Source organism: Micromonospora rifamycinica (assembly GCF_900090265.1).
In the GTDB taxonomy this organism is placed as follows: Bacteria; Actinomycetota; Actinomycetes; order Mycobacteriales; family Micromonosporaceae; genus Micromonospora; species Micromonospora rifamycinica.
The window spans coordinates 4,978,334-5,000,721 of record NZ_LT607752.1; the positions used below are offsets into that span (position 1 = coordinate 4,978,334).

Below are 22,388 nucleotides of genomic sequence, written 5' to 3' on the forward strand. Positions count from 1 at the left end.
GTCCGGGCCTCTGCCTGTCCCGCGTAGCGCCGCGCAGGACGGGATGAGCGAGACCAAGGGGCCGATGTCGCGGTACGACCGCGTCAGGACAGGGCGGCGGCGATCGTGGCGGCGGCGGTGGTGACCTGCGGGCCGACCGTGTCGACCGGGAGCGGGGCCAGTGCGATCACCCCGACACTGGCCTCCAGGCCGGGCACCCCGAGCACCGGCGCGGCCACCCCGTACGCACCGGCCTGGAGCTCCCCGGCGGTGCTCACCGGCCCGGTGACGCCGGCCCGGCCGGCGAGGACGGCCCGCCCGGCGGCCCCGCGGTCGAGCGGGTGCCGGCTTCCCGGCCGGTACGCCACGTGGAACGACGTCCAGCTCGGCTCGACCACCGCCAGCGCCACCCCCTCGTCGCCTTCCACCACCGTCAGGTGCGCGGTCGCCCCGGTCTGTTCGGCGAGGCGGCGCAGCGCGGGCAGCGCGCCCTCGGCCAGCAGCGGCTGCGCCCGGCGGGCCAGGTGCAGCACGCCGACGCCGAGGCGCAGCCGACCGTCGTCGCCCCGGCGCAGCATCCCGTGCCCGGTCAACGCGCCGACCAGCCGGTAGACGGCGGCCCGGCCGATGCCGAGCCGGTGGGCGGCCTCGGTGACGGTCAATCCGGCCGGCGCATCGGCCACCAGGTGCAGCAGGCGCAGCCCTCGGTCCAGCGTCTGCGCCGTCTCCCCGCCCGCGGGTGCCGGTTCGCCCGCCGCCGTCGTCTCCACAGCAGGCAGCGTACGGCCCGGCTCGGGCCGACCCGGCGGAGTGCGGACAGCTACCCTGGTGAGGTGACGCTACGCTTGTATGACACCGCCACCCGATCGGTGCGGGACTTCGTCCCGCGGGAAGCCGGCAAGGTGGGGGTCTACCTGTGTGGTCTCACCCTCCAGGCGCCGCCACATATCGGCCATCTTCGCTCCGGGGTCAACTACGACGTGTTGCGGCGCTGGCTGACGGCCGCCGGCTTCGAGGTCACCTTCATCCGCAACGTGACCGACATCGACGACAAGATCCTCGTCAAGGCGCAGGAGCAGGGTCGTCCGTTCTGGTCGATCGCGTACGCCAACGAGCTGATCCTGGCCCGGTCCTACCGGGCGTTGAACGTGCTGCCGCCGACGTACGAGCCGCGGGCGACCGGGCACATCCCGGAGATGCACGAGCTGATCGCCCGGCTGATCGAGACCGGTCACGCCTACCCGGCCACCGACGGGTCCGGTGACGTCTACTTCGACGTGGCCTCCTGGCCGGCGTACGGTTCGCTGTCCGGGCAGTCGCCGGACGACATGCAGTCCGCCGGGGACGCCCCCGAGCGGGGCAAGCGGGATCCCCGGGACTTCGCGCTCTGGAAGGGCGTCAAGCCGGACGAACCGGCGGACGCGTACTGGCCGTCCCCGTGGGGTCGGGGCCGCCCCGGCTGGCACATCGAGTGCTCGGCGATGTGCCTGCGCTACCTCGGCGCGGAGTTCGACATCCACGGCGGTGGGCTCGACCTGACCTTCCCGCACCACGAGAACGAGATCGCCCAGTCGCAGGCCGCCGGGCTGCCGTTCGCCCGCTGGTGGGTGCACCACGGGCTGCTCAGCATCGGCGGGGCCAAGATGGGCAAGTCGCTGGGCAACGCCCTCGACCTGGGGTACGTCGACTCGCTCGGGGTACGCCCGGTGGAGCTGCGCTACTACTACGCGGCGGCGCACTACCGGTCCCGGATCGACTACTCGGAGGACGCGCTGCGCGAGGCGGCGGTGGCGTACCGGCGGATCGAGGGGTTCGTCCAGCGGGCCGCCGAGCGGGTCGGCGGCGGGCAGCTCGGGGAGTTGCCGGCCGCGTTCGTCGCCGCGATGGACGACGACCTCAACACCTCCGCCGCGCTCGCCGTCCTCCAGGCCACTCTGCGGGACGGCAACACGGCGCTGGCGAACGGCGACGATGTGACCGTCCGCACCACCCTCGCCGCCACCCGGGCGATGCTGGATATCCTCGGGGTGGACCCCCTCGACCCGGCCTGGACCTGTGGTGGTCGCGTCGACGACCTACGCGGTGTGGTGGACTCCCTGATCGCGTTGGCCCTCGAGCAGCGCGCCCAGGCCCGCGGCCGGCGGGACTGGGCCGCCGCGGACGCCGTACGCGACCAGCTCAAGCAGGCCGGTGTCGTGGTCGAGGACACCCCCCAGGGCCCCCGTTGGACTATTGGAGAGCAGGACTGATGGCCGGCAACTCGCAGCGCCGTGGCCGGCGACTGACGTCGAAGGCAGGTGCCCCCAAGGGCTCCGGCGGCAAGAACAGGGACTCCCTCGCGGGCCGGGGCAAGACCCTGCCCGCCGACGAGCGGCCCTGGCACAAGGCGTACTCGGGCACCGAGAAGCTGCCCCAGCGCACCGCCTGGAAGCAGGACAAGGAGCGCCGGGCGGCGGCCGAGGAGGGCCGGGCTCCCAAGATCGGCCAGCCCGGCACCAAGGACACCACCTGGGGCAGGGGCACCCGGGGCGTGGCCCCCGCCCGGGCCGGCGGCGGTGGCCGGGGAGGCGCGGGCGGCCGGGGAGGCGCGGGTGCGGGTCGTAGCGGCCCCCGGGTCGCGCCGGGGCGCAAGTCCAACCCGTCCCGGGACACTCCCGAGCTGCTGGTCGGCCGGAACCCCGTACTGGAGGCGCTGCGCGCCCAGGTGCCGGCGACCGCGCTCTACACCGCGCAGGGCATCGACGCCGACGACCGGATCAACGAGATCACCCGGACGGCCGCCGACAGGGGCATCGCCATCCTGGAGGTCAGCCGGGCCGAGCTGGACCGGATGACCGGTGGGGTGCTGCACCAGGGCGTCGGCCTCCAGGTGCCGCCGTTCGCCTACCGGCCCTTCGAGGACCTGCTGGACGCCGCACTGGAGCAGACCGCCCCGCTGCTGGTCGCGCTGGACGGGGTGACCGACCCGCGCAACCTGGGTGCGGTGATCCGCTCGGCTGCCGCGTTCGGCGCGCAGGGTGTGTTCGTACCGGAGCGTAGGGCCGCCGGGATCACCGCGACCGCCTGGCGGACCAGCGCCGGTGCGGCGGCGCGGGTGCCGGTCGCCCAGGTCACCAACCTGACCCGGTCGCTGAAGGCGTGTCAGGAGGCCGGCTTCATGGTGGTCGGCCTGGACGCCGACGGCGACACCGATCTGTACGACCTGGAGGCGGCCGTCGGTCCGCTGATCGTGGTGGTCGGCTCCGAAGGGCGCGGGCTGTCCCGGCTGGTCGGGGAGACCTGCGACCTGACCGTCAGCATCCCGATGATCTCGGAGGTGGAGTCGCTGAACGCCAGCGTGGCCGCCGCGGTCACCCTCGCCGAGGTGGCCCGCCGCCGCGCTGCGGAGGGCTGACCGGCACCCGCGCGGCCCGGCGACGAACCGGTCCGCGCGGGTGGACGACTAACCGGTCCGCGCGGGTGGACGACTAACCTGCCCGCGTAGCCGGCGACGAACCGGCCACGAGCCCGGTCGACGACGAACCGGAAAGGGGCGGCCCGCCGAAGCGGACCGCCCCTTTCGGACGGGTGGATCAGATCCGGTGGCCGGTGGCCGCGTTGAACACGTGGCTGCGGCCGGCCCGCGGCTTGACGAACACGGTGTCACCCATGTTCGGCATGGTCCGCCGGTCGGTGCGGACCACGAAGCGCTCCTCGTGGCCCTCCAGCGCGGCGTGGCCGTAGACGTTGGCGTCCGAGCCGAGGTCCTCGACCAGTTCGACGACGACGGGCATGCCGCCCTCGGTCGGGCTGACCAGGTCGCAGTCCTCCGGGCGGAAGCCGACGGTGACCCGGTTGTCGCCACCCTCGCTGCGGGCCGCCTCGACCTGCTCGCGGGTCAGCGGGATGTGCATCTCGGCGAAGGCCGCGCCCCGCTCGTTCAGCGAGACGGTCTTGATGTTCATGGCGGGGGAGCCCATGAAGCCGGCGACGAAGACATTGGCCGGGGTGTCGTAGAGCGCCCGCGGGGTGTCCACCTGCTGGAGGACGCCGTCGAGCATGACCGCCACCCGGTGCCCCATGGTCATGGCCTCGACCTGGTCGTGGGTGACGTAGACCGTGGTGATGCCGAGCTTCGCCTGGAGCGAGGCGATCTGGGTACGGGTCTGCACGCGGAGCTTGGCGTCGAGGTTCGACAGCGGCTCGTCCATGAGGAAGACCTGCGGCTCGCGGACGATCGCCCGCCCCATCGCGACCCGCTGGCGCTGACCGCCGGAGAGCGCCTTCGGCTTACGGCTGAGGTACTCCTCCAGCTGGAGCAGGCCCGCCGCCTCCTTGACCCGCCGGTCGATCTCGGCCTTGGGGGTCTTGCGCAGCTTGAGGGCGAACGCCATGTTCTCGTACACCGACATGTGCGGGTAGAGGGCGTAGTTCTGGAAGACCATCGCGATGTCGCGGGCCTTCGGCGGGAGGTGGGTGACGTCCCGGTCGTCGATGTAGATCGCGCCGTCGTCGACGTCCTCCAGGCCGGCGAGCATTCGCAGGCTGGTGGACTTGCCGCAGCCCGACGGACCGACCAGGACGAGGAACTCCCCGTCGCCGATCTGGAGGTCGAGCTGGTTGACCGCGGGGCGCTCGGTGCCCGGATATATCCGGGAGGCCTTCGCGTACGTGACCGTAGCCATGGTGGTGCGCTTCCTTTCACCGGCAGGAACGTGCCGGACGATCCGAGTGAAGGAGCTGTCGACGCCCTCGGCGTCGACCTACGGACCGCATCCGGGGCACGGCCGTGGCCGGACCCGGGTGTCATCCGTGTCACTGCACGGTAAACGGGATTTCCACCACTGCCAAGGTCGGATGCACCGAGTGGGACGGACGGCATACGCATTTCGGTCAGGCAGGCACGGCCGGGCATCAATCCCCTCGGTCGAGGGGGGTCCGCCTCACCGATTCGTCGGCGGTACGGGCGTGAAATTGACGTTTTCCATGCTCGGGGCCCCTGCCGGCCGGGATTTCCCGACGTCAGTCGCTATGCTGACCTCGCACCACGCGCCCCTGTAGCTCAGCTGGCCAGAGCACTCGCCTTGTAAGCGAGATGTCGCCGGTTCGATCCCGGCCGGGGGCTCCAATTCCACAGCACGGCCGCCACTGGCGTTGCCGCCTGTCGATCCGTCCTCAGCGGCCGGGCGTACGCTCCCGCCGCCGACATCCGGGCCGCTCCCGGAGTGTGTGACCGGACGGTCACTTCCGGTAGGCGAATCGGGCTGGTTGAGTGGGAGGACCCCACCCTACCGACTGGAACGGGCTGCCTCATGACTCGCACCGCCCCGCGTCGACTCGCTGCCGGTCTCACCGCCGGCCTGCTGGCGGCGACACTTGTCGCGCCCGGCGTCGCCATGGCCGCGCCGAGGACGGACAGCGCCCCGGCCTGCCTGATGCATCCGCTGCCCCTGCCGGCCGACGCGAGCCTGGCCTGGGCCGCGATGCTCGTCGACCCGGCCGGCCGGTTCATCGTCGGCACCGGCAGGCGGGTCACCGATCAGGGGCAGGAGTCGCTGCTGCTGCGGTGGGACGGCCCGCGCGTCACCGTGTTGACGAGATCACCCGGTCTGCTGGTGGCCGTCAACCGGCACGGCGTCCTGGTCGGCGACAGTTCCACCAGCACCGGCAACCGACCGTGGCGCTACCGGGACGGCCGGGTGGAGTGGCTGCCCCTGCCGCCGAACGGGATCGGCGGCTATGTCACGGCCGTCAACAGCCGAGGGGACATCGTCGGCTACGGCGGTTACCTGGAGGAGCCGGTGACCCTGCGCTGGCCGGTCGACCGGCCGGACACCGTCGAGGTTCTCGAGCCCGGCGGCATACCGGTGGCGATCCTCGACGACGGCACCATCGTCGGTGAGGTCCCCGCCGAGGAGGACCGCTCGTCGCACGATGCCGGGGCGCGTGCTGCCGCCGGGCGCGGGGTCACCCCGCCGCCCGTCGCCTGGGTGCGTCGTCCCGACGGGCAGGTGGACCGGCTCACCGCGCCCGGGGCCGTGAAGTCGACGGTGCGGGCGGCCCGGGGAAACTGGGCGGTCGGCCTTGTCGCCGACACGGCGGACGGTCAGTACTGGCGGATGGTGCGCTGGGACCTGCGCACCGGGGCGGCGACCCCGGTCAGACCGGGATTGATCGGCATGACGGGCGTCAACGCCGCCGGTAGCCTGCTCTCCTACTCGGAGGTCGATCACCTTGATCGCCGGGTGCCGCTGCGCAGCGTCGTCTCGGACCCGGTGAACCGCGTCGCCGCCGAGGCGATCGCCGACAACGGTCTGGTCGTCGGCAGGACCGCCGGCCTCCAGGTCACCTTTCCGGTCCGGTGGAGCGGCTGCTGAGCGTTCCGGATCTCCGCAGGGCCCACCGTCGCCGGCCGCGGCGGGACCACGCCGGTCGGTCAGGCTGGGTAGCCTGGTCGGCGCGGAACTGGGACGACGGGCGGGGGCCGATGAGTCGTGCGGTGGAGCAGTCGAACCGGGCCATGTTGCGCGCCCGGGACGCGATGGACCGGGCCTACGCCGAGCCGCTGGACATCCCGGCGCTGGCCCGGATCGCGCTGGTCTCCGAGGCGCACTTCATCCGCACCTTCCGGGCCACCTTCGGCGAGACCCCGCACCGCTACCTGCAACGACGTCGGGTGGAACGGGCGATGTCGATGCTGGTGGAGACCGACCGGGACGTCACCGGCATCTGTTTCGCCGTCGGGTTCAGCAGCCTCGGTTCGTTCAGCCGTACCTTCCGCCAGATCGTCGGCGAGTCGCCCAGCGAGTACCGCAGCCGCCGGTCGGCCGGTGGCACGCCGGTGCCGAGCTGCTTCGCCAAGGCCTGGACCAGACCCAGCAGTTTTGGATAAGCAGCAGGTCAGCGGCCTGGCATAGCGTTCACGGCATGACGATGAACGCGATCACCCGCTCCCAGCTGTACGTCCTCGACCAGGACGAGGCGCTCGACTTCTACGTCGGCAAGCTGGGTTTCGAGGTCAACACCGACCAGGATCTGGGCTTCATGCGGTGGCTGACGGTCAACGTCCCCGGCGACCCGCAGCGCGAGGTGCTGCTGGAGAAGCCCGGCCCGCCTGCTCTGGACCCGGCGACCGCCGAGCAGGTCAGGGAGCTGCTGACCAAGGGGGCGATCGGCGGCTGGCTGAGCATCACCACCGACGACGCCCGCAAGACGTACGAGGATCTCCTCGGTAAGGGGGTGGACATCACCGACGAGCCGACCGAACGTCCGTACGGTATCGACTTCGGCATCCGCGACCCGTTCGGCAACCGGATCCGGATCGGCCAGATGTTCCCCCGGGGCTGACCGGGTCACCGCCGCGACGGGAGCCCGGACGCCGGGCTACCGTCACCCGGTGACCACACCGCGCTTTCCCGACCTGCCGACGTGCGAGTTCGCCTTTCCCGGTCCCCTGCGTGACCGGCTGGTGGCCGCCGTGCTCAGCGGGGCGAAGACCGCGACCACCGGCCTGCTCCAGGACTACGAGCGTACCGGTGAGCCGCTGCCCGCGGTGGGTGACCGGAGCGTGGTGGTCGACTCCGCCGCCCGCCCGGTCGCGGTGATCGAGGTGACCGGGGTCCGGGTGGTCCGGCTCGGTGACGTCGACCTCGACCATGCCCGGGACGAGGGGGAGGGGTACGACTCGGTGGCGGCCTGGCGGGCCGGCCACGAGGGGTACTGGCACGGGCCGGACTACCTCGGCTGGATCGACGACCCCGGGTTCCGGGTGGACGACGACACGCTCGCCGTCGCCGAGCGCTTCCGCCTGGTCGGGTGAGGACGGTCAGCCGGCGGGTCGTTCCAGCTCGTCGCGGATGGCGAGGAAGTCCTCCTTGCGGTCGGGCTGCCTGGCGGGGGTGAGGAAGACCACCACGCCGGCGACCTGCGGGTCGGCCCAGGCGCAGGCGGTGAGGTGACCCTGGTCCGCGGTGCGTCCCCGCCCGCACCGGGCCTCGCCGCCGAACCGGCCGAACTCCACCGATTTCGGCTTGGGGATCCGGTACGGCTTGAGCAGCCGGGCCAGGGTGGCCTGCGGATCGGCGACCGTGCCCGAGACGGCGCTCACGACGATCGTCTCGGCGGTGGGTCGGCTGCGCCCGTACGTCGCCTCGACGGTGCTGGTGGCGGGGGTGGCCTCCCGGGTGAGCTCGTCGAGCCGGAACCGGGGCAGCCCGGCCGGCAGGGGGACGGCCGAGCGGGGCATCGCCAGCAGGGTGTCCGGGGTCTTCAGGGTCCGGGCCGGCGGGGTCGGGACGGGGGCCGCCGGCCGTTCGTCGTCGATCGCCGCGCAGCCGGTGGCCAGGACGGTGGCGGCCACCGCCGACAGCACGCCGGCCGCGCTGAGCGGGCGGCGCGGACCGGCGGGTCGACAGTTCGGCACAACGCTCCTCGCGGGATTCGGAGCGGGTAGGTTATCCGATCGACGCCGTCCGGCTGCCGGCTGCCGGCTGCCGCCGCTTCCTGCCGCCCGCCACCCCTTCTGCCCGCGCTGGCTGCCCGCTACCTGCGCCGCCTGCCTGCGGCCGGCCCGCTCTGCCGCCGGCCCGCTCTGCCGCCGCCCCGCTCTGCCGCCGGCCTGCTCTGCGGCCGGCCGGCGCGCTCAGCCGGTCGTGGTGGTCTGCAGCAGGAGGGTGGCCAGGTCGTGCGCGGCGGCCGGCGGTGGGGGGCCGCTCGGGCAGTCGGTCCAGTCGACGCTGTGCGTCCCGATGGTGAGCCGGTAGGCGAAGGTGTCCGCGCACGCAGCGTCGGGCGGGCTGTCGCGCTCCCGGGCGGCCGGGCCGGCGAGCGCCCGGAGCCGGTCGAGCTGTGTCGGCTCCAGCCGGCCGGTCCGTGTCGCGCCGGCCCGGTCGGTCGTGGTCCAGCGGCCGTCGGGCTCGACGGTCACCGTGTCGCGGTTGCCGGCGAAGCCGCCCGACCGGGTCAGGGTGATCCGCAGGGCGGCGGTGCCGTCGGTCGGGCCGCCGGCGGTGGGGGCGGTGCCGCTGACGCTCGGGCCGCCGACGCTCGGCTCGCCGGCGGTGGGGACGGGGCTGCCGGTGGTCGCGGCCGGTGAAGGCGCAGGTGAGTCCGGGTCCGCCGCTGAGCAGCCAGTCAGCAAACCGACGACGACGGCGACCGCGGCGAAGGCCGGACCCAGTGCTCTCATCCCTCTGGGACGCGCATCGACACCGTTCGGTTCCCTCAGTAGCACCCATCCCCCGTTCGGGCAGTGTCGTGTCATGGAACCGCTCCACCCCTTCTCTTTTCTTCGATGTATCGCTATATCTACATGCGTGACCACCCCCGTCACATCTTTCCCTTGCCAGGAGGGCACGTGAAAAGACCCCTCGCCGCCGTCAGCGCAGCTCTGCTCACCAGCGGATTGCTGACCTGCGTCGCCACCGCAGCGCAGGCGGCCCCGGCCGCCCCTGCCCCGGACACCGCCCCTGCCGCCCGCGCCGAGAGCCTGCTGCGCAGCAACCCCGGTGCCGTGCAGGGTGTCAGCGGAGAGGCCTACCGGGCCGTCCGTACCAAGGTCGACGCCAACGGTGCGGCGCACGTCCGCTACACCCGTACCTACCAGGGTCTGCGGGTGTACGGCGGTGACTTCGTCATCCACACCGCACCCGACGGCACCCTCGCCGGCACCTCGGTCGGTCTGGCCGCCCCGCTGACCCTCGGCACCACCGCCAAGATCAGCCCGGCGGCGGCCGCCGCGACGGCCCGCAAGGCGTTCTCCGGCAAGATCACCGAGGTGGGTACGCCGGAGCTCTTCGTCGACGCCACCTCCGGCAAGGGCCGACTCGCCTGGGAGACCGTGCTGTCCGGCTGGAAGGCCGACCAGCAGACCCCGTCGAAGCTGCACGTCATCACCGACGCCAGCACCGGCCGGGTCATCGGCGCGCACGACGAGATCGAGTCCGTGGTCGGCAGCGGCCAGGGCATCTACACCGGCTCGGTCAGCATCGACACCACGCTCTCCGGCAGCACGTACCAGATGATCGACCCGTCGCACGGCAACGGCCGTACCTGCGACATGAACAACGGCACCACCACCTGCACCACGTTCACCGACGCCGACAACGCCTGGGGCGACGGCACCAACGCCAACCGGCAGTCGGCCGGCGTCGACGCCCACTTCGGCGCGGCCAAGACGTTCGACTACTTCAAGAACGTGCACGGCCGCAACGGCATCTTCGGCAACGGCACGGGTGTGCCGAGCCGGGTCCACTACGGCCGCAACTACATCAACGCCTTCTGGGACGGCGCCCAGATGACCTACGGCGACGGCGCCAGCAACTCCCGGCCGCTGGTCTCCCTCGACGTGGCCGGCCACGAGATGAGCCACGGCGTCACCGAGGCCGTCTCCGGCCTGGTCTACTCCGGCGAGTCGGGCGGTCTCAACGAGGCCACCAGCGACATCTTCGGCAACATGGTCGAGTTCTACGCCGCCGCGCCCAGCGACCCGGGCGACTACCAGGTCGGCGAGAAGATCAACATCAACGGCAACGGCACCCCGCTGCGCTACATGTACAACCCGTCGCTGGACGGTTCGTCCGACTCGTGCTGGACCACCAGCACCAAGAACAAGGACGTGCACTACTCCTCCGGCGTCGGCAACCACTTCTTCTTCAACCTCGCCGAGGGCACCGGCGCGACGTCGTACGGCACCTCGCCGGTCTGCGGCTCCGCCCCGGCGGTCACCGGTATCGGCCGGGAGAAGGCCGAGAAGATCTGGTTCCGCGCCCTGGACGTGTACTTCACCTCCAACACGTCGTACGTCAACACCAGCACCCCGGCCAACACCGCCCGCGCGTACAGCCTCAAGGCGGCGACCGACCTGTACGGCAGCTGCTCCACCGAGTACAAGGCCGTCCAGGCGGCGTGGACCGCGGTCGCCGTCTCCGGCAGCGACGCCCCCTGCTCCTCGACCGGTAACGACTTCTCCGTCACGCTCTCCCCGACCTCCGGCTCGGTGACCGCGGGCGGTTCGGTCGCCACCACCGTCGCCACCGCGACCACCAGCGGCACCGCGCAGACCGTGACGTTCTCCGCGTCCGGCCTGCCGACCGGCGCGACCGCGACGTTCAGCCCGGCCTCGGTGACCTCGGGCGCGTCGTCGACCCTGACCATCGCCACCTCGGCCGGCACCCCGGCCGGCAGCTACCCGGTGACGGTCACCGGCACCGGCGCGGTGGCCCACTCGGCCAGCTACACGCTGGTCGTGAGCAGCGTCGGTGGCAGCTGCACCGCCGGCCAGCTCCTCGGTAACCCCGGCTTCGAGTCCGGCAACACGGTCTGGTCGGCCAGCACCAGCGTCATCGGGCAGCACGGGGCCAGCCAGCCCACCCACGGGGGCACCTGGGACGCCTGGCTGGGCGGCACCGGCGGCACCCTGACCGAGACGCTCTCCCAGACGGTGAGCGTGCCGGCGGGCTGCTCGACGTACAACTTCAGCTTCTGGCTGCACATCGACTCGCGGGAGGTCTCCAGCACCACCGCGTACGACAAGCTCACCGTGCAGGTGCTCAACTCCTCCGGCACCGTGCTGGCGACCCTGGCGACCTACTCGAACCTGAACAAGGCCACCGGGTACACCCAGCGCTCGTTCTCGCTGGCGGCGTACGCCGGCCAGAGCGTGACCCTCAAGTTCACCGGCACCGAGGACGCCTCGCTGCGGACGTCCTTCGTGGTCGACGACACCGCGCTCGACGTCTCCTGACCTGATCCCTGCGTCGGCGGGCCCGGCGGCCACCCCTCGTGGGTGGTCGCCGGGCCCGCGCCGTTATGGTCGCCGCACCGGTGACACGACGAGAGGGGTGCGACCGTGTCGGACGCGGAGTTGACCGTCGGGGTGACCGGCGCGGTGGCGACGGTGACGATCCGTAACCCCACCCGGCGCAACGCGATGACGCCGGCCATGTGGCGACGGCTGCCCGTGCTGCTGGACGGGCTGGAGGCCGACCCGGCGGTGCGCGCCCTGGTGCTCACCGGCGCCGACGGGGCGTTCTGCGCCGGTGCCGACCTCGGCGACCTCGACGAGCTGCTGGACGCCAACGGGGACGCGGGCATCGCGGTCGCCGCCGAGGAGCGGCTGGCCGCGTTCGCCAAGCCCACCGTCGCGGCGGTGCAGGGCCCCTGCGTCGGCGGTGGCTGCCTGCTCGCGGTCGCCTGCGACCTGCGGATCGCCGCCCCGGACGCCCGGTTCGGGGTGCCGCCGGCCCGCCTCGGCCTGGTCTACCCGGCACCCTCCACCCGGCGGCTGGCCCGCCTCGTCGGCCCGTCCACCGCCAAGTTCCTGATCTTCACCGCCGAGTTGATCGACGCCGACCGGGCGCTGCGGGTCGGCCTGGCCGACGAGGTGGCCGACGACCTGACCGGCCGGGTCGCCGCCATCACCGCCGCCGTCGCGGCCCGCTCCCAGCTCAGCATCGCCGCCGCCAAGGAGATCATCGACGACCGGGCCCAGCCGGCCCGGATCGCCTGGTGGCACCGGAAGGTACGGGACAGCGGCGAGGCCCGCGAGGGTATCGCGGCCCACCACGAACGCCGTCCCCCCGACTTCCCCTGGTCCCCGTCCGCCCCTCAGTGACCACCCCCAGCGACCTCACCCACCCACCCCACCCACCTCACGACACCTCACCCCACATTGCGGCTGCCTCACATCTCCTGCCCCGCTCCACCCTCCCGCCCGTTCCCGCCTCGCCGCCCTCCCGCTCCCCTTGGCGATCTTGGTGGCAAATGGCCCCCCTGGGGGCCGAAATCTTCCAAGATCTACCGGGGGGCGCCGGCGGGGGCAGGACCGGGGCGGGGTGGGGGCGGGGGCGGGGCAGGGGCCGTGAACTGCCGCGCTGGCGCAGGTGGGCTGCCGCACGGGCGGTGGTGCCGGGTGGATCGTGCCGGGTTACGAGCGGACCGACCAGACGGTGACGTCGACCGAGGGCGGCGTCGCCTGGTAGCGGTTGCGGTCGATCCGGACGTAGTTGACCACCGTCGGGTCGCCCGGGTCGGGCTGGCAGTAGGTGACCGGGGTGGGTTCGAGCTGTTCGAGGTCGATGCTCGCGTACCGCTGCGCCTTCGGGTTCCGGCACCCCTCGTAGCTGAGGTCGGTCGGGTCGTCGGTCCAGTCGTAGAGGGCGAGCTGGTGGTGCTGGGCCTGGAAGATCAGGGTGCCCGCGCCGGTGCCCTTCGCCAGTCGGGGCTTCGGCAGGAAGTAGACCGCATCGTCGGCGTGCAGGGTCCAGTGCGGTGCGCCCGGCGGAGGTACCCAGTCCGGCCCCGCCGGGCCCCTGGTCGGCGTCGGTCTGGCCGTGGGGTTCGGCGCGGGGCCGGTCGTCGGCCCGTCCGGGCCGGGGGCCGGCGTCGCCGGGGTGCCGGTGGGCGTCGCCCCGGACGGATCGGTGGTGGGTGTCGGCCCGGCCGGGGTCGACGTGACGCCGGGGCCGGCCGATGCGGCGTCGACGGAGGTCGTGGGGGAGGCGTTCCGCGCGTCCGGCGTGCGGTCCGTCGGCCAGGAGAGCAGGGCCACCGTACCGACGATCACCAGCAGCAGGACCGCGATCCCGGCCGGCAGCCGCCAGCGTCGCCAGCGGTGGCGCGGCGGCGGGGTCGACCCGGTGGCGGCGGCCGGTGCGTCGGGCGCGGGCGGGGTCGCCCCCGCCGGCAGGGCGGCGGACGCCGCCTGGGACGACCGTGGGTCGATCGCGCTGACCAGGGACAGCAGCCCGATCGCGCTCGCGGCGAAGGCACCGGCCAGGCCCACCAGGGCGTTCGCCTTGTCGACCCCCATCCGCCACGCCAGCACCGCCACCCCGACAGCGGCCACGGCGAGCAACGTGTAGGCCTTTCGCGGTCCCGTCATGGGCATCATGGTGGACGCGGACGGCGTGACCCGGTGTCGGGTAGGCGACCCGGCCCGGCCATCGCGCGACATCGGGACCTTCGGCTGACCGGGCCCAGCCCGGCCGGCGCGAGGACGGGACCTTCGGCCACCGTCGGAGGGGTCCTTGCGCCCCACCGCCGAGACGGCTGTCGATGGAAGCTGAGGGTGTCCGAGACGCCGCCCGAACCGCCGAGGTGAAACATGTCGACCGCCCTCGCCACCACGATCGACGCCCTGGTCGCCGACGGCCTCAAGGCCCTGGCCGACTACGACCGGTACGACCAGGAGCAGATCGACCACATCGTCCGGAAGGCGTCGGTGGCCGCGCTGGACCGGCACGCCTCCCTCGCCCAGCTCGCCGTCGCCGAGACCGGGCGGGGGGTGTTCGAGGACAAGGCGGTGAAGAACATCTTCGCCTGTGAGCACGTCACGCACAGCATGGCGAAGACCCGTACCGTCGGGGTGATCGCCCGGGACGAGATCAGCGGCATCGTCGAGATCGCCGACCCGGTGGGGGTGGTCGCCGGGATCACCCCGGTCACCAACCCCACCTCGACCACCATCTTCAAGGCGCTGCTGGCGCTCAAGACCCGCAACCCGATCATCTTCGCCTTCCACCCGGTGTGGCCCAGCGGTGCAGCGTCGAGGCCGCCCGCACGGTACGCGACGCGGCGGTCGCCGCCGGAGCGCCCGAGCACTGCGTGCAGTGGATCGAGGAGCCGTCGGTCGAGGCGACCACCGCGCTGATGCACCACCCCGGGGTCGCCACCATCCTCGCCACCGGCGGCAACGCCATGGTGCGGGCCGCGTACTCGGCGGGGAAGCCGGCGCTCGGCGTGGGCGCGGGCAACGTGCCGGCCTGGATCGAGGCGACCGCCAAGCTCAAGCGCGCGGTCAACGACATCGTGCTGTCCAAGTCGTTCGACAACGGCATGATCTGCGCCTCCGAGCAGGCCGTCATCCTCGACGCGGCGATCCACGACGCGGCCATCGACGAGTTCCGCACCCTGCACGCCCACCTGGCCACCCCGGCCGAGAAGGCCAAGCTGGAGGCCCTGCTCTTCCCCGCCGGCAAGCTCAACCCCGACGTGGTGGGCCGCACGGCCGCCTGGATCGCCGACGCCGCCGGGATCACCGTCGCCCCGGACACCTCGATCATCCTGGTCGCGGTCGACCGGGTCGGCCCCGACGAGCCGCTGACCAGGGAGAAGCTCTGCCCGGTGCTGGCCGTGCTGCGCGCCGACAGCCGCGAGCAGGGCCTGCGGTACGCCGAGCAGATGGTCGAGTTCCACGGGCTCGGGCACAGCGCGGTCATCCACACCGCCGACGAGGAACTGGTGGAGGAGTTCGGCCGCCGGGTGAAGGCCGTCCGGATCATCTGGAACTCGCCGGCCTCGCAGGGCGGCATCGGCGACATGTACAACGCGTTCCTGCCGTCGCTGACGCTGGGCTGCGGCAGCTACGGGCGTACCTCGGTGTCCGACAACGTGTCGGCGGTGAACCTGCTCAACATCAAGCGGATCGGCCGGCGGAACAACAACATGCAGTGGTTCAAGGTCCCGTCGAAGATCTTCTTCGAGGCGAACGCGATCCGCTACCTGGCCGAGATGCCCGACGTGCACCGGGTCACCGTGGTCACCGACGCCACCATGACCCGGCTCGGCTTCGTCGACCGGATCAACCGGGTGCTGCAACGTCGTCCCGGGCGGATCGCCCTGCAGATCATCGACGACGTGGAGCCCGAGCCGAGCGTCGAGACCGTCGACCGGGGGGCGGCGCTGATGCGGGCCTTCCGCCCCGACACCATCGTCGCCCTCGGCGGCGGCTCGGCGATGGACGCGGCCAAGGTGATGTGGCTGCGCTACGAGCACCCGGACGTGGTCTTCGACGACCTGCGGGAGAAGTTCTTCGACATCCGCAAGCGGGCCTTCACCTTCCCGACCCTCGGCGCGCTGGCCCGGCTGGTCTGCGTGCCGACCACGTCGGGCACGGGCGCCGAGGTGACCCCGTTCGCGGTGATCACCGACCACCGGACCGGCAAGAAGTACCCGCTCGCCGACTACGCGCTCACCCCGACCGTGGCGATCGTCGACCCGGTGCTGACCGCCAGCATGCCGGCCACCATCGCCGCCGACAGCGGCTTCGACGCGCTCACCCACGCCATCGAGGCGTACGTGTCGGTGTACGCGAACGACTTCACCGACGGGCCGGCCCTGCACGCCGTCCGGCTGATCTTCGCCAACCTGGAGCGGGCGGTGGTCGACGCCGACCCCGAGGCGCGGGAACGGATGCACAACGCGGGCACCATCGCCGGGATGGCGTTCGGCAGCGCGTTCCTCGGCATCGTGCACGCCATGTCGCACACCCTCGGCGCGACGTTCCACATCGCCCACGGTCGGACCAACGCGGTGCTGCTGCCGCACGTGATCCGCTACAACGGCACCGTCCCGGCGAAGCTGTCCGGCTGGCCGCGCTACGAGAGCTACCGGGCGCCGGAACGCTTCGCCGAGATCGCCGCCCAGCTCGGCCTGCCGGCCGGCACCCCGGCGGAGGGGGTGGCGTCGCTGGCCGACGCGGTGGAGCGGCTGCGTGACGCGGTCGGCATCGAACCGTCGTTCGCCGCGATCGGCGTCGACCGGGCGGCGTTCGAGGCGGCGCTGCCGCAGCAGGCCCTCAACGCCTACGAGGACCAGTGCGCCCCGGCGAACCCCCGGATGCCGATGCTCGACGACATGCAGCAGCTCATGCGGGCCGCCTACCACGGCACCGCACGCTGACCGGCCGGCCCGCCCGGCCCGGCACCCCGGTAGCCGGCCCGACCAGGCGGGCCGGCTACCGGGCGGTTCACTTCCCGGCGAGCAGCCCCCGGGGGCGGATCGAGCGGACCGGCTCGGCGGCGGCCCCCGCGGCCCGCAGGATGTGGTTGGCGGCGATGATCCCGGTCGCCGCCGACCGCTCCATCAACGCGCTGGGGAAGTCGGTGCCGATGCCGTCCCCGGCCAGGTAGAGGCCGTCGGCGTCGGTGCGTACCCCGGGACGGCCGGCGTGGCTGCCCGGGGTGAACGCCGGGGCCTGCGCCTCGACCCGGGCGCGCAGCTCACGCACCCGCAACCCACCGACCTCCGGCCAGAGCGCGGTCAACTCGACCCGCATCCGCTCGGCCAGTTCCTCCGCCGGCACCCCCTCGTCACAGGCGTACGCGTGCAGCTCCACCACCGCGCCACCGGTGCGCTGCGCCCAGCGGCGGGACTCGTTCTCCAGCCGGTGGTAGAGGGTCACCGAGTCCAGGGTGGGCTGTCGGGACACCCCGCTGAACACCGCCCGGTCGGCCCGGACGTCCCCGTCGAGCCAGTACCGCGCCACCGCGTACGGCGGGCCGGGCCGACCGAACGCGGGCATCCGGGCCACCAGCTCCGGTGCCGCCGCGACCAGGCCGGGGGAGGCGGCGACCAGCGCGGCCAGCGCGGGCGGGTCGACGGCCAGCACCACCTGCCCGGCGGAGTGGACGGTGCCGTCGACGGTGGTCACCCGCCAGCCGTCCGGTTCCCGGTCCAGCCGGCTGGCGGCGACGCCGGTGCACACCCGGCCGCCGTGCTGCTCCACGTGCCGGGTCAGCGGCTGCCAGATCGCCGTGGCGTAGTCCTCGTCGGGGCAGTCGAACGCCAACCCCTCCGGGTTGCCCAGCAGGTAGAAGTGGAACTGGGCGATCATCTCGGCGGCCGACATCTCGGTCTCGTGGTTGAAGAACGAGTGCGAGAAGACCTCGAACAGCATCGCCCGCGCCCGGTCCGGCAGCGTCAGCGAGGCGAGCAGCGCGTCGGCGGTGGTGTCGTCGAACTCGGCGTAGGTGCGTACCGGGTCGTAGCTGAGCAGCGGCAGCGCGGCGTCCCGGTCCATCGTGCGCAGGTCGGTCAGGCGCAGGCTGGGGCTGCGCAGCAGTAACGCCAGCAGGTTGGCCGGCGGGGCAGGGGGCAGCCTGCCGAACTCCTCGGTGGGCCACTGCGCGGACAGGATCGGGTAGCCGGGGATCGGCTTGAGGAAACCGAGCGTCGGATCGACCCGCCGCAGGATCGACCGCCAGTTGTAGTACTGCCGGAAGAACGCGTGGAAGCCGTGCTCGTTGACCTGGCTGCCGTCGGCGAGCGCCTCCGGCCACGCGCCGAGCCGGCCACCCAGCGTCGGCGCGGCCTCCAGCACGGTGACCTCCACCCCGCGTTCGGCGAGCACCACCGCCGCCGACATGCCGGCGATCCCGCCGCCCACCACCACGGCAGTGGTCGGCCGGGTCACCCGGGGGGCGCCACCACCGCCCGGGTCCACCTCGTGCTCGCGTACGCCGATGAGCCGACCCAGCTTCTGCGACAGCGCCATGTGCACCTTCCGACCCGAGGGGCCTCCAGTCTGCCCGACCAGGCGGAATCCGGCCCGGTCAGGAAGCCGCGCCCTCGCCGCCGGTGGGGTGTCCGGCGGCGAGCGGGGGACGGTCGGACGGGGGCCAGACGTACTCCAGGTCGGACGGCACGTCGCCGAACCGCGGGCGGTAGTGCTCCGGGTCCTTGCGCAGCAGCGCCGACCGGTGGCTGCGGTGCAGGTCGTCCCGGCCCAGCCAGGGCGGCAGCTCACCGGCGGCGGCCAGCTCGGCCTGGGTGCGTACCCGACCCGTGCCCCGGGCGGTGGTCAGGTCGGTGACCAGGGTCGCCGCGCAGGTGTCCGCCCGGCCCGCCGCCGCCCAGACCGCGCACACGTCCAGCCCGTACCGGGTCAGCGCCTCCTCGTAGCCGGCCCACATCCGCACCGCCGGGTGGTGACGCCAGCCGTATCCCGGCCGGGTCAGCCCGCGCAGCACCTGGAGCGCCTCCACCCGCTGCTTGCCCAGCCGCCGCTGGTCGAGGACCCGCGCGCTGGCCAGGAAATCCGGGTACGGCAGGAACGTCTGCACGACACCGCTCTACCCGCCGCCACGCGCACCATGCCTGACCGACCGTCCGCACCCCCCGGCGCGGTCACCCGCACCACCCCGACGCCGTCGCGGCGCGGTGACCAGGGCTGCGCCGGTGGCGACCGGCTGACTACCATCCGGGCATGGCCGAACCCCTGCGGGACCGGGCCCGGCGGGCGACCGGCTGGCGGCTGCGGATGAACGGCGACTCCCGTCCGCACTACGTGGTCTGCGGCGACGACCCGTTGACGTACTGGGTGGTCCGGGCGTTGCTCGGCACCGAGCTGGCCCACGGCCGGGTCCGGATCACCCTGGTCGTGCCGGAGCGCCGCCGCTCCGAAGGCCCCGACGGCCGGGACGTCGACGGGGTGCAGGTGGTCCGGGCCGACCGGCTCGACGAGGCCACCTTCCGCCGGGCCGGGCTGGCCGGCGCGGACGGGCTGGCCCTGCTGCACCAGGACGACGTGGGCAACATGCACGCCGCGCTCTGCGCCCAGGAGGTCGAACCGCAGCTGCGCCTGGTGGTCCGGATGTTCAACACCAGTCTCGCCAACGGCCTGCGGCAGCTCTTCCCCGACTCGGCGGTGCTCTCCGACGCCTCGATGGCCGCTCCGGCGTTCGTCGCCGCCGCCCTGGGCGAGGTCGCCCCGACCCACTTCCGGCACGGCGGCCGTACCCTCTACGTGGCCCGCCGCGACGACGTCCGCCCCGCCGACGTGGTCTGCGGGCTGGCCGTCACCACCGACCCGGAGCTGGTCCGGGTGCTGCCCGCCGACGAGTCCGCCGCCGACGTGGTGCTCGCCGAGGCGACCGGCCAGCCGGCTGGCACCGAGCTGGCGGCCCGTCGGCTGGTCCGTGCCCGGCGTCGCCGGCAGCCGCTGGCGGTGCTGCTCCGGGCGGTCCGCAGCTTCGCCACCCGCAAGATCGGTATCGCGGTGCTCACCCTGCTCGGGGTGATCGCGCTGCTCGGCTGGCTGAACGCCCGCGCGGTCGAGGTGAGCTGGACCGAGGCGCTCTACCTGACGCTGGTGACCACCCTGAGCGGTCAGGACCCGGACGTCGCCAAACCGGCCGCCGCCCAGATCATGCAGGTGGTGCTCAACCTGGCCGGGCTGGCGCTGATCCCGCTGATCACCGCCGTGGTGGTGGACGGCATCGTGAACGCCCGGCTGGCCCTGCACGCCGGCCGGATCCAGCCGGAGCGCACCGGACACGTGGTGGTCGTCGGGCTGGGCAACATCGGCACCCGGGTGATGGCCCAGTTGAACGACTTCGGTGTCGAGGTGGTGGCGATCGACCGGACGGCGGAGGCCCGCGGCGCGGCGCTGGCCCGACGGCTGGGCGTACCCCTGATCGTCGGGGACGCGGCCCGCGAGGAGACGCTGCGCTCGGCCTCGGTGGAGCACTGCCAGGCGCTGGTGGTGGTCTCCACCGACGACGGGGTGAACCTGCGGGCCGCGTTGAACGGCCGGGCGCTCAACCCGGAGCTGCGGGTGGTGCTGCGGCTGTTCGACGGTGACTTCGCCGAGCGGATCCAGCGGGCGTTCGGCATCGGCATCTCGCGCAGCGTGTCCTACCTGGCCGCCCCGTCGTTCGCCGCCGCCCTGCTGGACCGGGCGGTGATCGCCACCATCCCGGTCGACCGGCACGCCCTGCTGGTGGTCGAGGTGCCGGTGGTGGCCGGTGCCGCCCTGGACGGGCGTCCGCTCGCCGCGGTGGCCCGGCCCGGCGAGGTGCGCCTGCTGGCCCACTCCCGGGCCGGTCAGAAGACCGACTGGCGGGCCGACCCCCGGATGGTGATCAGCGCAGGGGACCGGCTGACCGTGGTGGCCCGCCGGGCCGGGCTGAGCGCCCTGCTCCGCGAGACCACCCCGCCCCCACCGCCGGCCGCCCCGCCGACGTCCACCGGCGTCCCGACGTCACGTGACCCGCAGGACTGACCGGCGGCGGCGCGGGGCGTACCAGAGCGCGCCGAGGGCGAGCACGCCGGAACCGGTCAGGACACGGGCGGGCGGCCGCGGCGGCGTCAGGAGCAGATGCTGAAGTTCGCGTAGGTGTACGAGAGGAGCTGCCACTCCAGGTCGGGGCCGAGGCTCATGTCCCACCTGCCGTCGGTGCGGCGACCGAAATAGATGACGTTGGTGCCGGCACCGTCGTAGGAGAACCACGACTCGTACACGCTGAGGCGGGTCGCCGCCTTGGTCAGGGTGGCGGAGCCGACGACACCGTCGCCGCGTAGGCCCCGGTCGCTCTGCCACCTCGTCGTGGCGGCGGTCGTGACCGGCCCGAACCGACAGTCGATTCCGGAGCGGTCGAGATAGCCGTCGGCCCACAGGATCATCTGCCACATGGCGACGACGTTGCTGTGCGGGCGCGTCGAGGCGGAGACGGGGCCCTCATCCGCCCAGTCGTCCGTCCAGGCCCCCGCGCCCGCGACGTACCCCTGGCTGACGGAAGCCGACGCGGGCGCTGCGGACATGGCGGGAGCGCCGAGCACGGCGACGACCACCGCCGTCGCGACGACCCTGATGCGCAGAAACATGGGCATCCCCTCTGACTGCCGGACGGGCTCCGCTGGACACAGGCTCGACGATTTCTCGTCCCCCGTCAGGCAGCCTTCCGTCGCCAGGAAGGCGGAAAGCGGACACTCGGCCCGGGGCAGGGTGGGCGCGGCCCGGCTAGGCGTCGGAGGTGAACGGGCGGTCCCGGCCGCGCAGCCGGGCCGGTAGCGGCAGGTCGTCCCAGGGGACGCGGCGCAGCAGCCGGTCCAGCAGCAGGCCCAGCAGCAGCCCAGCCACCGAGTCGGTCAACCAGTGCCAGCCCAGGTAGGTGGTGGTGCCGAGGACCACCAGCGGCGGCACCACCCGGACGGCGGTGACCAGCGGCCGGGGCATCCGCCGGTCGACGGTGCGCAGCAGCGGGGCGAGCAGCAGGGCGATCACCCCGTACCAGACGATCGCGTTGGCCACGTGCCCCGACGGGTACGACTGGGCGTAGCCGACCGGCAGGTCGTGCTGGAACAGCGGCAGGGTCTGCTCCGGCGGCAGGAACGGCTCCTTGACGCTGGCGGTGGGGGCCGGGCGGGCCGTCCACACCTTGAGCGGGCCGATGGTCAGCAGGGTGAGCCCGAAGGCGACCACCGGCGGCAGCAGCGGACGCACCGAGCGGAGCCGGACGGCCAACAGCACCCCCAGGGCGGCGGCCAGCAGGGTCAGCGGGCTGCCCTGGCCGAGCAGGTTGAGCACCCGGGCGATCCAGTACGCCGCGGTCGGCCGGTGCGCGTCCGCCCAGTCGACGACCGCCCGGTCGACGGCGAACAGGTGATCGGTGGCGAGGGCCACGGTCAGGCCGACCAGGGCGGCGAGCAGCAGCAGGTCGTACCACCAGCCGGCCGGGCGGACCGGCCTGAGCCGCGCCCGGCCGCGTACCGTCGTGGTGGTCTGCCGCACGCGATCACGCTACCCCGGCCGACCGCGGGGGCCGTGGTGGCGAGGGGCGTGGTCGGCCCTGGCATGGCCCGCACGGGTCGGTGGCGTGGCCGGCGGGGGCCGGTGGCGCGGCCCCGGTCGATGTGTGTCGAACCACGAA

General features: G+C 73.2%; 19 protein-coding genes, 1 tRNA gene and 1 pseudogene. 12 read left to right on the forward strand and 9 right to left on the reverse strand.

What is annotated here, in order from left to right; genetic code table 11:
* Window positions 1–83 precede the first annotated feature (83 nt).
* On the reverse strand, window positions 84–749 hold the full coding sequence (locus GA0070623_RS20745; protein ID WP_084261164.1) for an IclR family transcriptional regulator: 666 nt from the start codon (window positions 747–749) through the stop codon (window positions 84–86).
* Between the two features lie 63 nt (window positions 750–812).
* Here GA0070623_RS20745 and cysS point away from each other — a divergent pair, with 63 nt between their 5' ends.
* Window positions 813–2,228: a cysteine--tRNA ligase gene (gene cysS, locus GA0070623_RS20750; protein ID WP_067304810.1), complete on the forward strand. Its 1,416-nt coding sequence runs from the start codon at window positions 813–815 to the stop codon at window positions 2,226–2,228.
* A complete protein-coding gene (gene rlmB, locus GA0070623_RS20755) occupies window positions 2,228–3,373 on the forward strand; it encodes a 23S rRNA (guanosine(2251)-2'-O)-methyltransferase RlmB (protein WP_067304813.1) in 1,146 nt (381 codons plus the stop codon). The genes cysS and rlmB overlap by 1 nt, the downstream gene beginning before the upstream one ends.
* 178 nt (window positions 3,374–3,551) lie before the next feature.
* Here the strand turns inward: rlmB and GA0070623_RS20760 are convergent, their stop codons facing one another.
* Window positions 3,552–4,643: an ABC transporter ATP-binding protein gene (locus GA0070623_RS20760; RefSeq protein ID WP_067304815.1), complete on the reverse strand. Its 1,092-nt coding sequence runs from the start codon at window positions 4,641–4,643 to the stop codon at window positions 3,552–3,554.
* Between the two features lie 366 nt (window positions 4,644–5,009).
* Between GA0070623_RS20760 and GA0070623_RS20765 the strand changes: the two genes are divergently transcribed.
* From GA0070623_RS20765 to GA0070623_RS20785, 5 genes are all read left to right on the forward strand, one after another.
* Window positions 5,010–5,086 (forward strand) — tRNA-Thr (locus GA0070623_RS20765).
* Window positions 5,087–5,270: 184 nt separating this feature from the next.
* On the forward strand, window positions 5,271–6,335 hold the full coding sequence (locus tag GA0070623_RS20770; protein WP_067304818.1) for a hypothetical protein: 1,065 nt from the start codon (window positions 5,271–5,273) through the stop codon (window positions 6,333–6,335).
* A gap of 110 nt (window positions 6,336–6,445) precedes the next feature.
* A complete protein-coding gene (locus GA0070623_RS20775; RefSeq protein ID WP_067304821.1) occupies window positions 6,446–6,850 on the forward strand; it encodes a helix-turn-helix domain-containing protein in 405 nt (134 codons plus the stop codon).
* Window positions 6,851–6,885: 35 nt separating this feature from the next.
* Entirely contained in the window at window positions 6,886–7,305 is a 420-nt protein-coding gene (locus tag GA0070623_RS20780; protein WP_067304824.1) for a VOC family protein, read from the forward strand.
* Window positions 7,306–7,354: 49 nt separating this feature from the next.
* Window positions 7,355–7,777, forward strand: coding sequence for an ASCH domain-containing protein (locus GA0070623_RS20785; protein WP_067304827.1), 423 nt, complete (start codon window positions 7,355–7,357; stop codon window positions 7,775–7,777).
* Between the two features lie 6 nt (window positions 7,778–7,783).
* Here GA0070623_RS20785 and GA0070623_RS20790 read toward each other — a convergent pair whose 3' ends face one another.
* Both GA0070623_RS20790 and GA0070623_RS20795 read right to left on the reverse strand, forming a co-directional pair.
* Entirely contained in the window at window positions 7,784–8,380 is a 597-nt protein-coding gene (locus GA0070623_RS20790; RefSeq protein ID WP_157517490.1) for a hypothetical protein, read from the reverse strand.
* 219 nt (window positions 8,381–8,599) lie between these two features.
* Window positions 8,600–9,145 carry a hypothetical protein gene (locus GA0070623_RS20795; RefSeq protein WP_067304832.1) on the reverse strand — a complete coding sequence of 182 codons (546 nt, stop codon included), beginning with the start codon at window positions 9,143–9,145 and terminating at the stop codon, window positions 8,600–8,602.
* Between the two features lie 168 nt (window positions 9,146–9,313).
* Here GA0070623_RS20795 and GA0070623_RS20800 point away from each other — a divergent pair, with 168 nt between their 5' ends.
* Both GA0070623_RS20800 and GA0070623_RS20805 read left to right on the forward strand, forming a co-directional pair.
* A complete protein-coding gene (locus GA0070623_RS20800) occupies window positions 9,314–11,701 on the forward strand; it encodes a M4 family metallopeptidase (protein WP_067304835.1) in 2,388 nt (795 codons plus the stop codon).
* 105 nt (window positions 11,702–11,806) lie between these two features.
* A complete protein-coding gene (locus GA0070623_RS20805) occupies window positions 11,807–12,571 on the forward strand; it encodes an enoyl-CoA hydratase/isomerase family protein (RefSeq protein WP_067304838.1) in 765 nt (254 codons plus the stop codon).
* 312 nt (window positions 12,572–12,883) lie between these two features.
* Here the strand turns inward: GA0070623_RS20805 and GA0070623_RS20810 are convergent, their stop codons facing one another.
* The gene (locus GA0070623_RS20810) at window positions 12,884–13,840 is read right to left on the reverse strand and encodes a hypothetical protein (protein ID WP_067304841.1); all 957 of its coding nucleotides are present in this window, start codon (window positions 13,838–13,840) and stop codon (window positions 12,884–12,886) included.
* Window positions 13,841–14,062: 222 nt separating this feature from the next.
* Here GA0070623_RS20810 and GA0070623_RS31460 point away from each other — a divergent pair.
* Together GA0070623_RS31460 and adhE are read left to right on the forward strand one after the other, a co-directional pair.
* Window positions 14,063–14,410, forward strand: a pseudogene (locus GA0070623_RS31460) (bifunctional acetaldehyde-CoA/alcohol dehydrogenase); the annotation flags it as partial.
* Between the two features lie 74 nt (window positions 14,411–14,484).
* Entirely contained in the window at window positions 14,485–16,638 is a 2,154-nt protein-coding gene (gene adhE / locus GA0070623_RS20815) for a bifunctional acetaldehyde-CoA/alcohol dehydrogenase (RefSeq protein ID WP_269458964.1), read from the forward strand.
* 67 nt (window positions 16,639–16,705) lie between these two features.
* On the opposite strand, the gene GA0070623_RS20820 is transcribed toward adhE, so the two are convergent.
* Together GA0070623_RS20820 and GA0070623_RS20825 are read right to left on the reverse strand one after the other, a co-directional pair.
* Window positions 16,706–18,232 carry an FAD-dependent oxidoreductase gene (locus GA0070623_RS20820; protein WP_067304844.1) on the reverse strand — a complete coding sequence of 509 codons (1,527 nt, stop codon included), beginning with the start codon at window positions 18,230–18,232 and terminating at the stop codon, window positions 16,706–16,708.
* A 58-nt stretch (window positions 18,233–18,290) separates the two neighbouring features.
* Entirely contained in the window at window positions 18,291–18,800 is a 510-nt protein-coding gene (locus GA0070623_RS20825) for an MSMEG_6728 family protein (protein ID WP_067304847.1), read from the reverse strand.
* Between the two features lie 143 nt (window positions 18,801–18,943).
* On the opposite strand from GA0070623_RS20825, the gene GA0070623_RS20830 reads away from it, so the two are divergent.
* Window positions 18,944–20,740, forward strand: coding sequence for a potassium channel protein (locus GA0070623_RS20830; protein ID WP_172898435.1), 1,797 nt, complete (start codon window positions 18,944–18,946; stop codon window positions 20,738–20,740).
* Between the two features lie 86 nt (window positions 20,741–20,826).
* Here GA0070623_RS20830 and GA0070623_RS20835 read toward each other — a convergent pair whose 3' ends face one another.
* Both GA0070623_RS20835 and GA0070623_RS20840 read right to left on the reverse strand, forming a co-directional pair.
* The gene (locus GA0070623_RS20835) at window positions 20,827–21,342 is read right to left on the reverse strand and encodes a peptidoglycan-binding domain-containing protein (protein WP_157746988.1); all 516 of its coding nucleotides are present in this window, start codon (window positions 21,340–21,342) and stop codon (window positions 20,827–20,829) included.
* A gap of 136 nt (window positions 21,343–21,478) precedes the next feature.
* On the reverse strand, window positions 21,479–22,249 hold the full coding sequence (locus tag GA0070623_RS20840; RefSeq protein WP_067304852.1) for a phosphatase PAP2 family protein: 771 nt from the start codon (window positions 22,247–22,249) through the stop codon (window positions 21,479–21,481).
* Window positions 22,250–22,388 lie beyond the last annotated feature (139 nt).

Excerpts from the sequence above, each read along its gene's own strand:
- rlmB (WP_067304813.1), top strand. The coding sequence starts at position 2,228 with ATGGCCGGCAACTCGCAGCGCCGTGGCCGGCGACTGACGTCGAAGGCA.
- GA0070623_RS20760 (WP_067304815.1), bottom strand. The coding sequence starts at position 4,643 with ATGGCTACGGTCACGTACGCGAAGGCCTCCCGGATATATCCGGGCACC.
- GA0070623_RS20770 (WP_067304818.1), top strand. The coding sequence starts at position 5,271 with ATGACTCGCACCGCCCCGCGTCGACTCGCTGCCGGTCTCACCGCCGGC.
- GA0070623_RS20775 (WP_067304821.1), top strand. The coding sequence starts at position 6,446 with ATGAGTCGTGCGGTGGAGCAGTCGAACCGGGCCATGTTGCGCGCCCGG.
- GA0070623_RS20780 (WP_067304824.1), top strand. The coding sequence starts at position 6,886 with ATGACGATGAACGCGATCACCCGCTCCCAGCTGTACGTCCTCGACCAG.
- GA0070623_RS20795 (WP_067304832.1), bottom strand. The coding sequence starts at position 9,145 with ATGAGAGCACTGGGTCCGGCCTTCGCCGCGGTCGCCGTCGTCGTCGGT.
- GA0070623_RS20810 (WP_067304841.1), bottom strand. The coding sequence starts at position 13,840 with ATGACGGGACCGCGAAAGGCCTACACGTTGCTCGCCGTGGCCGCTGTC.
- GA0070623_RS20820 (WP_067304844.1), bottom strand. The coding sequence starts at position 18,232 with ATGGCGCTGTCGCAGAAGCTGGGTCGGCTCATCGGCGTACGCGAGCAC.
- GA0070623_RS20830 (WP_172898435.1), top strand. The coding sequence starts at position 18,944 with ATGGCCGAACCCCTGCGGGACCGGGCCCGGCGGGCGACCGGCTGGCGG.
- GA0070623_RS20835 (WP_157746988.1), bottom strand. The coding sequence starts at position 21,342 with ATGTTTCTGCGCATCAGGGTCGTCGCGACGGCGGTGGTCGTCGCCGTG.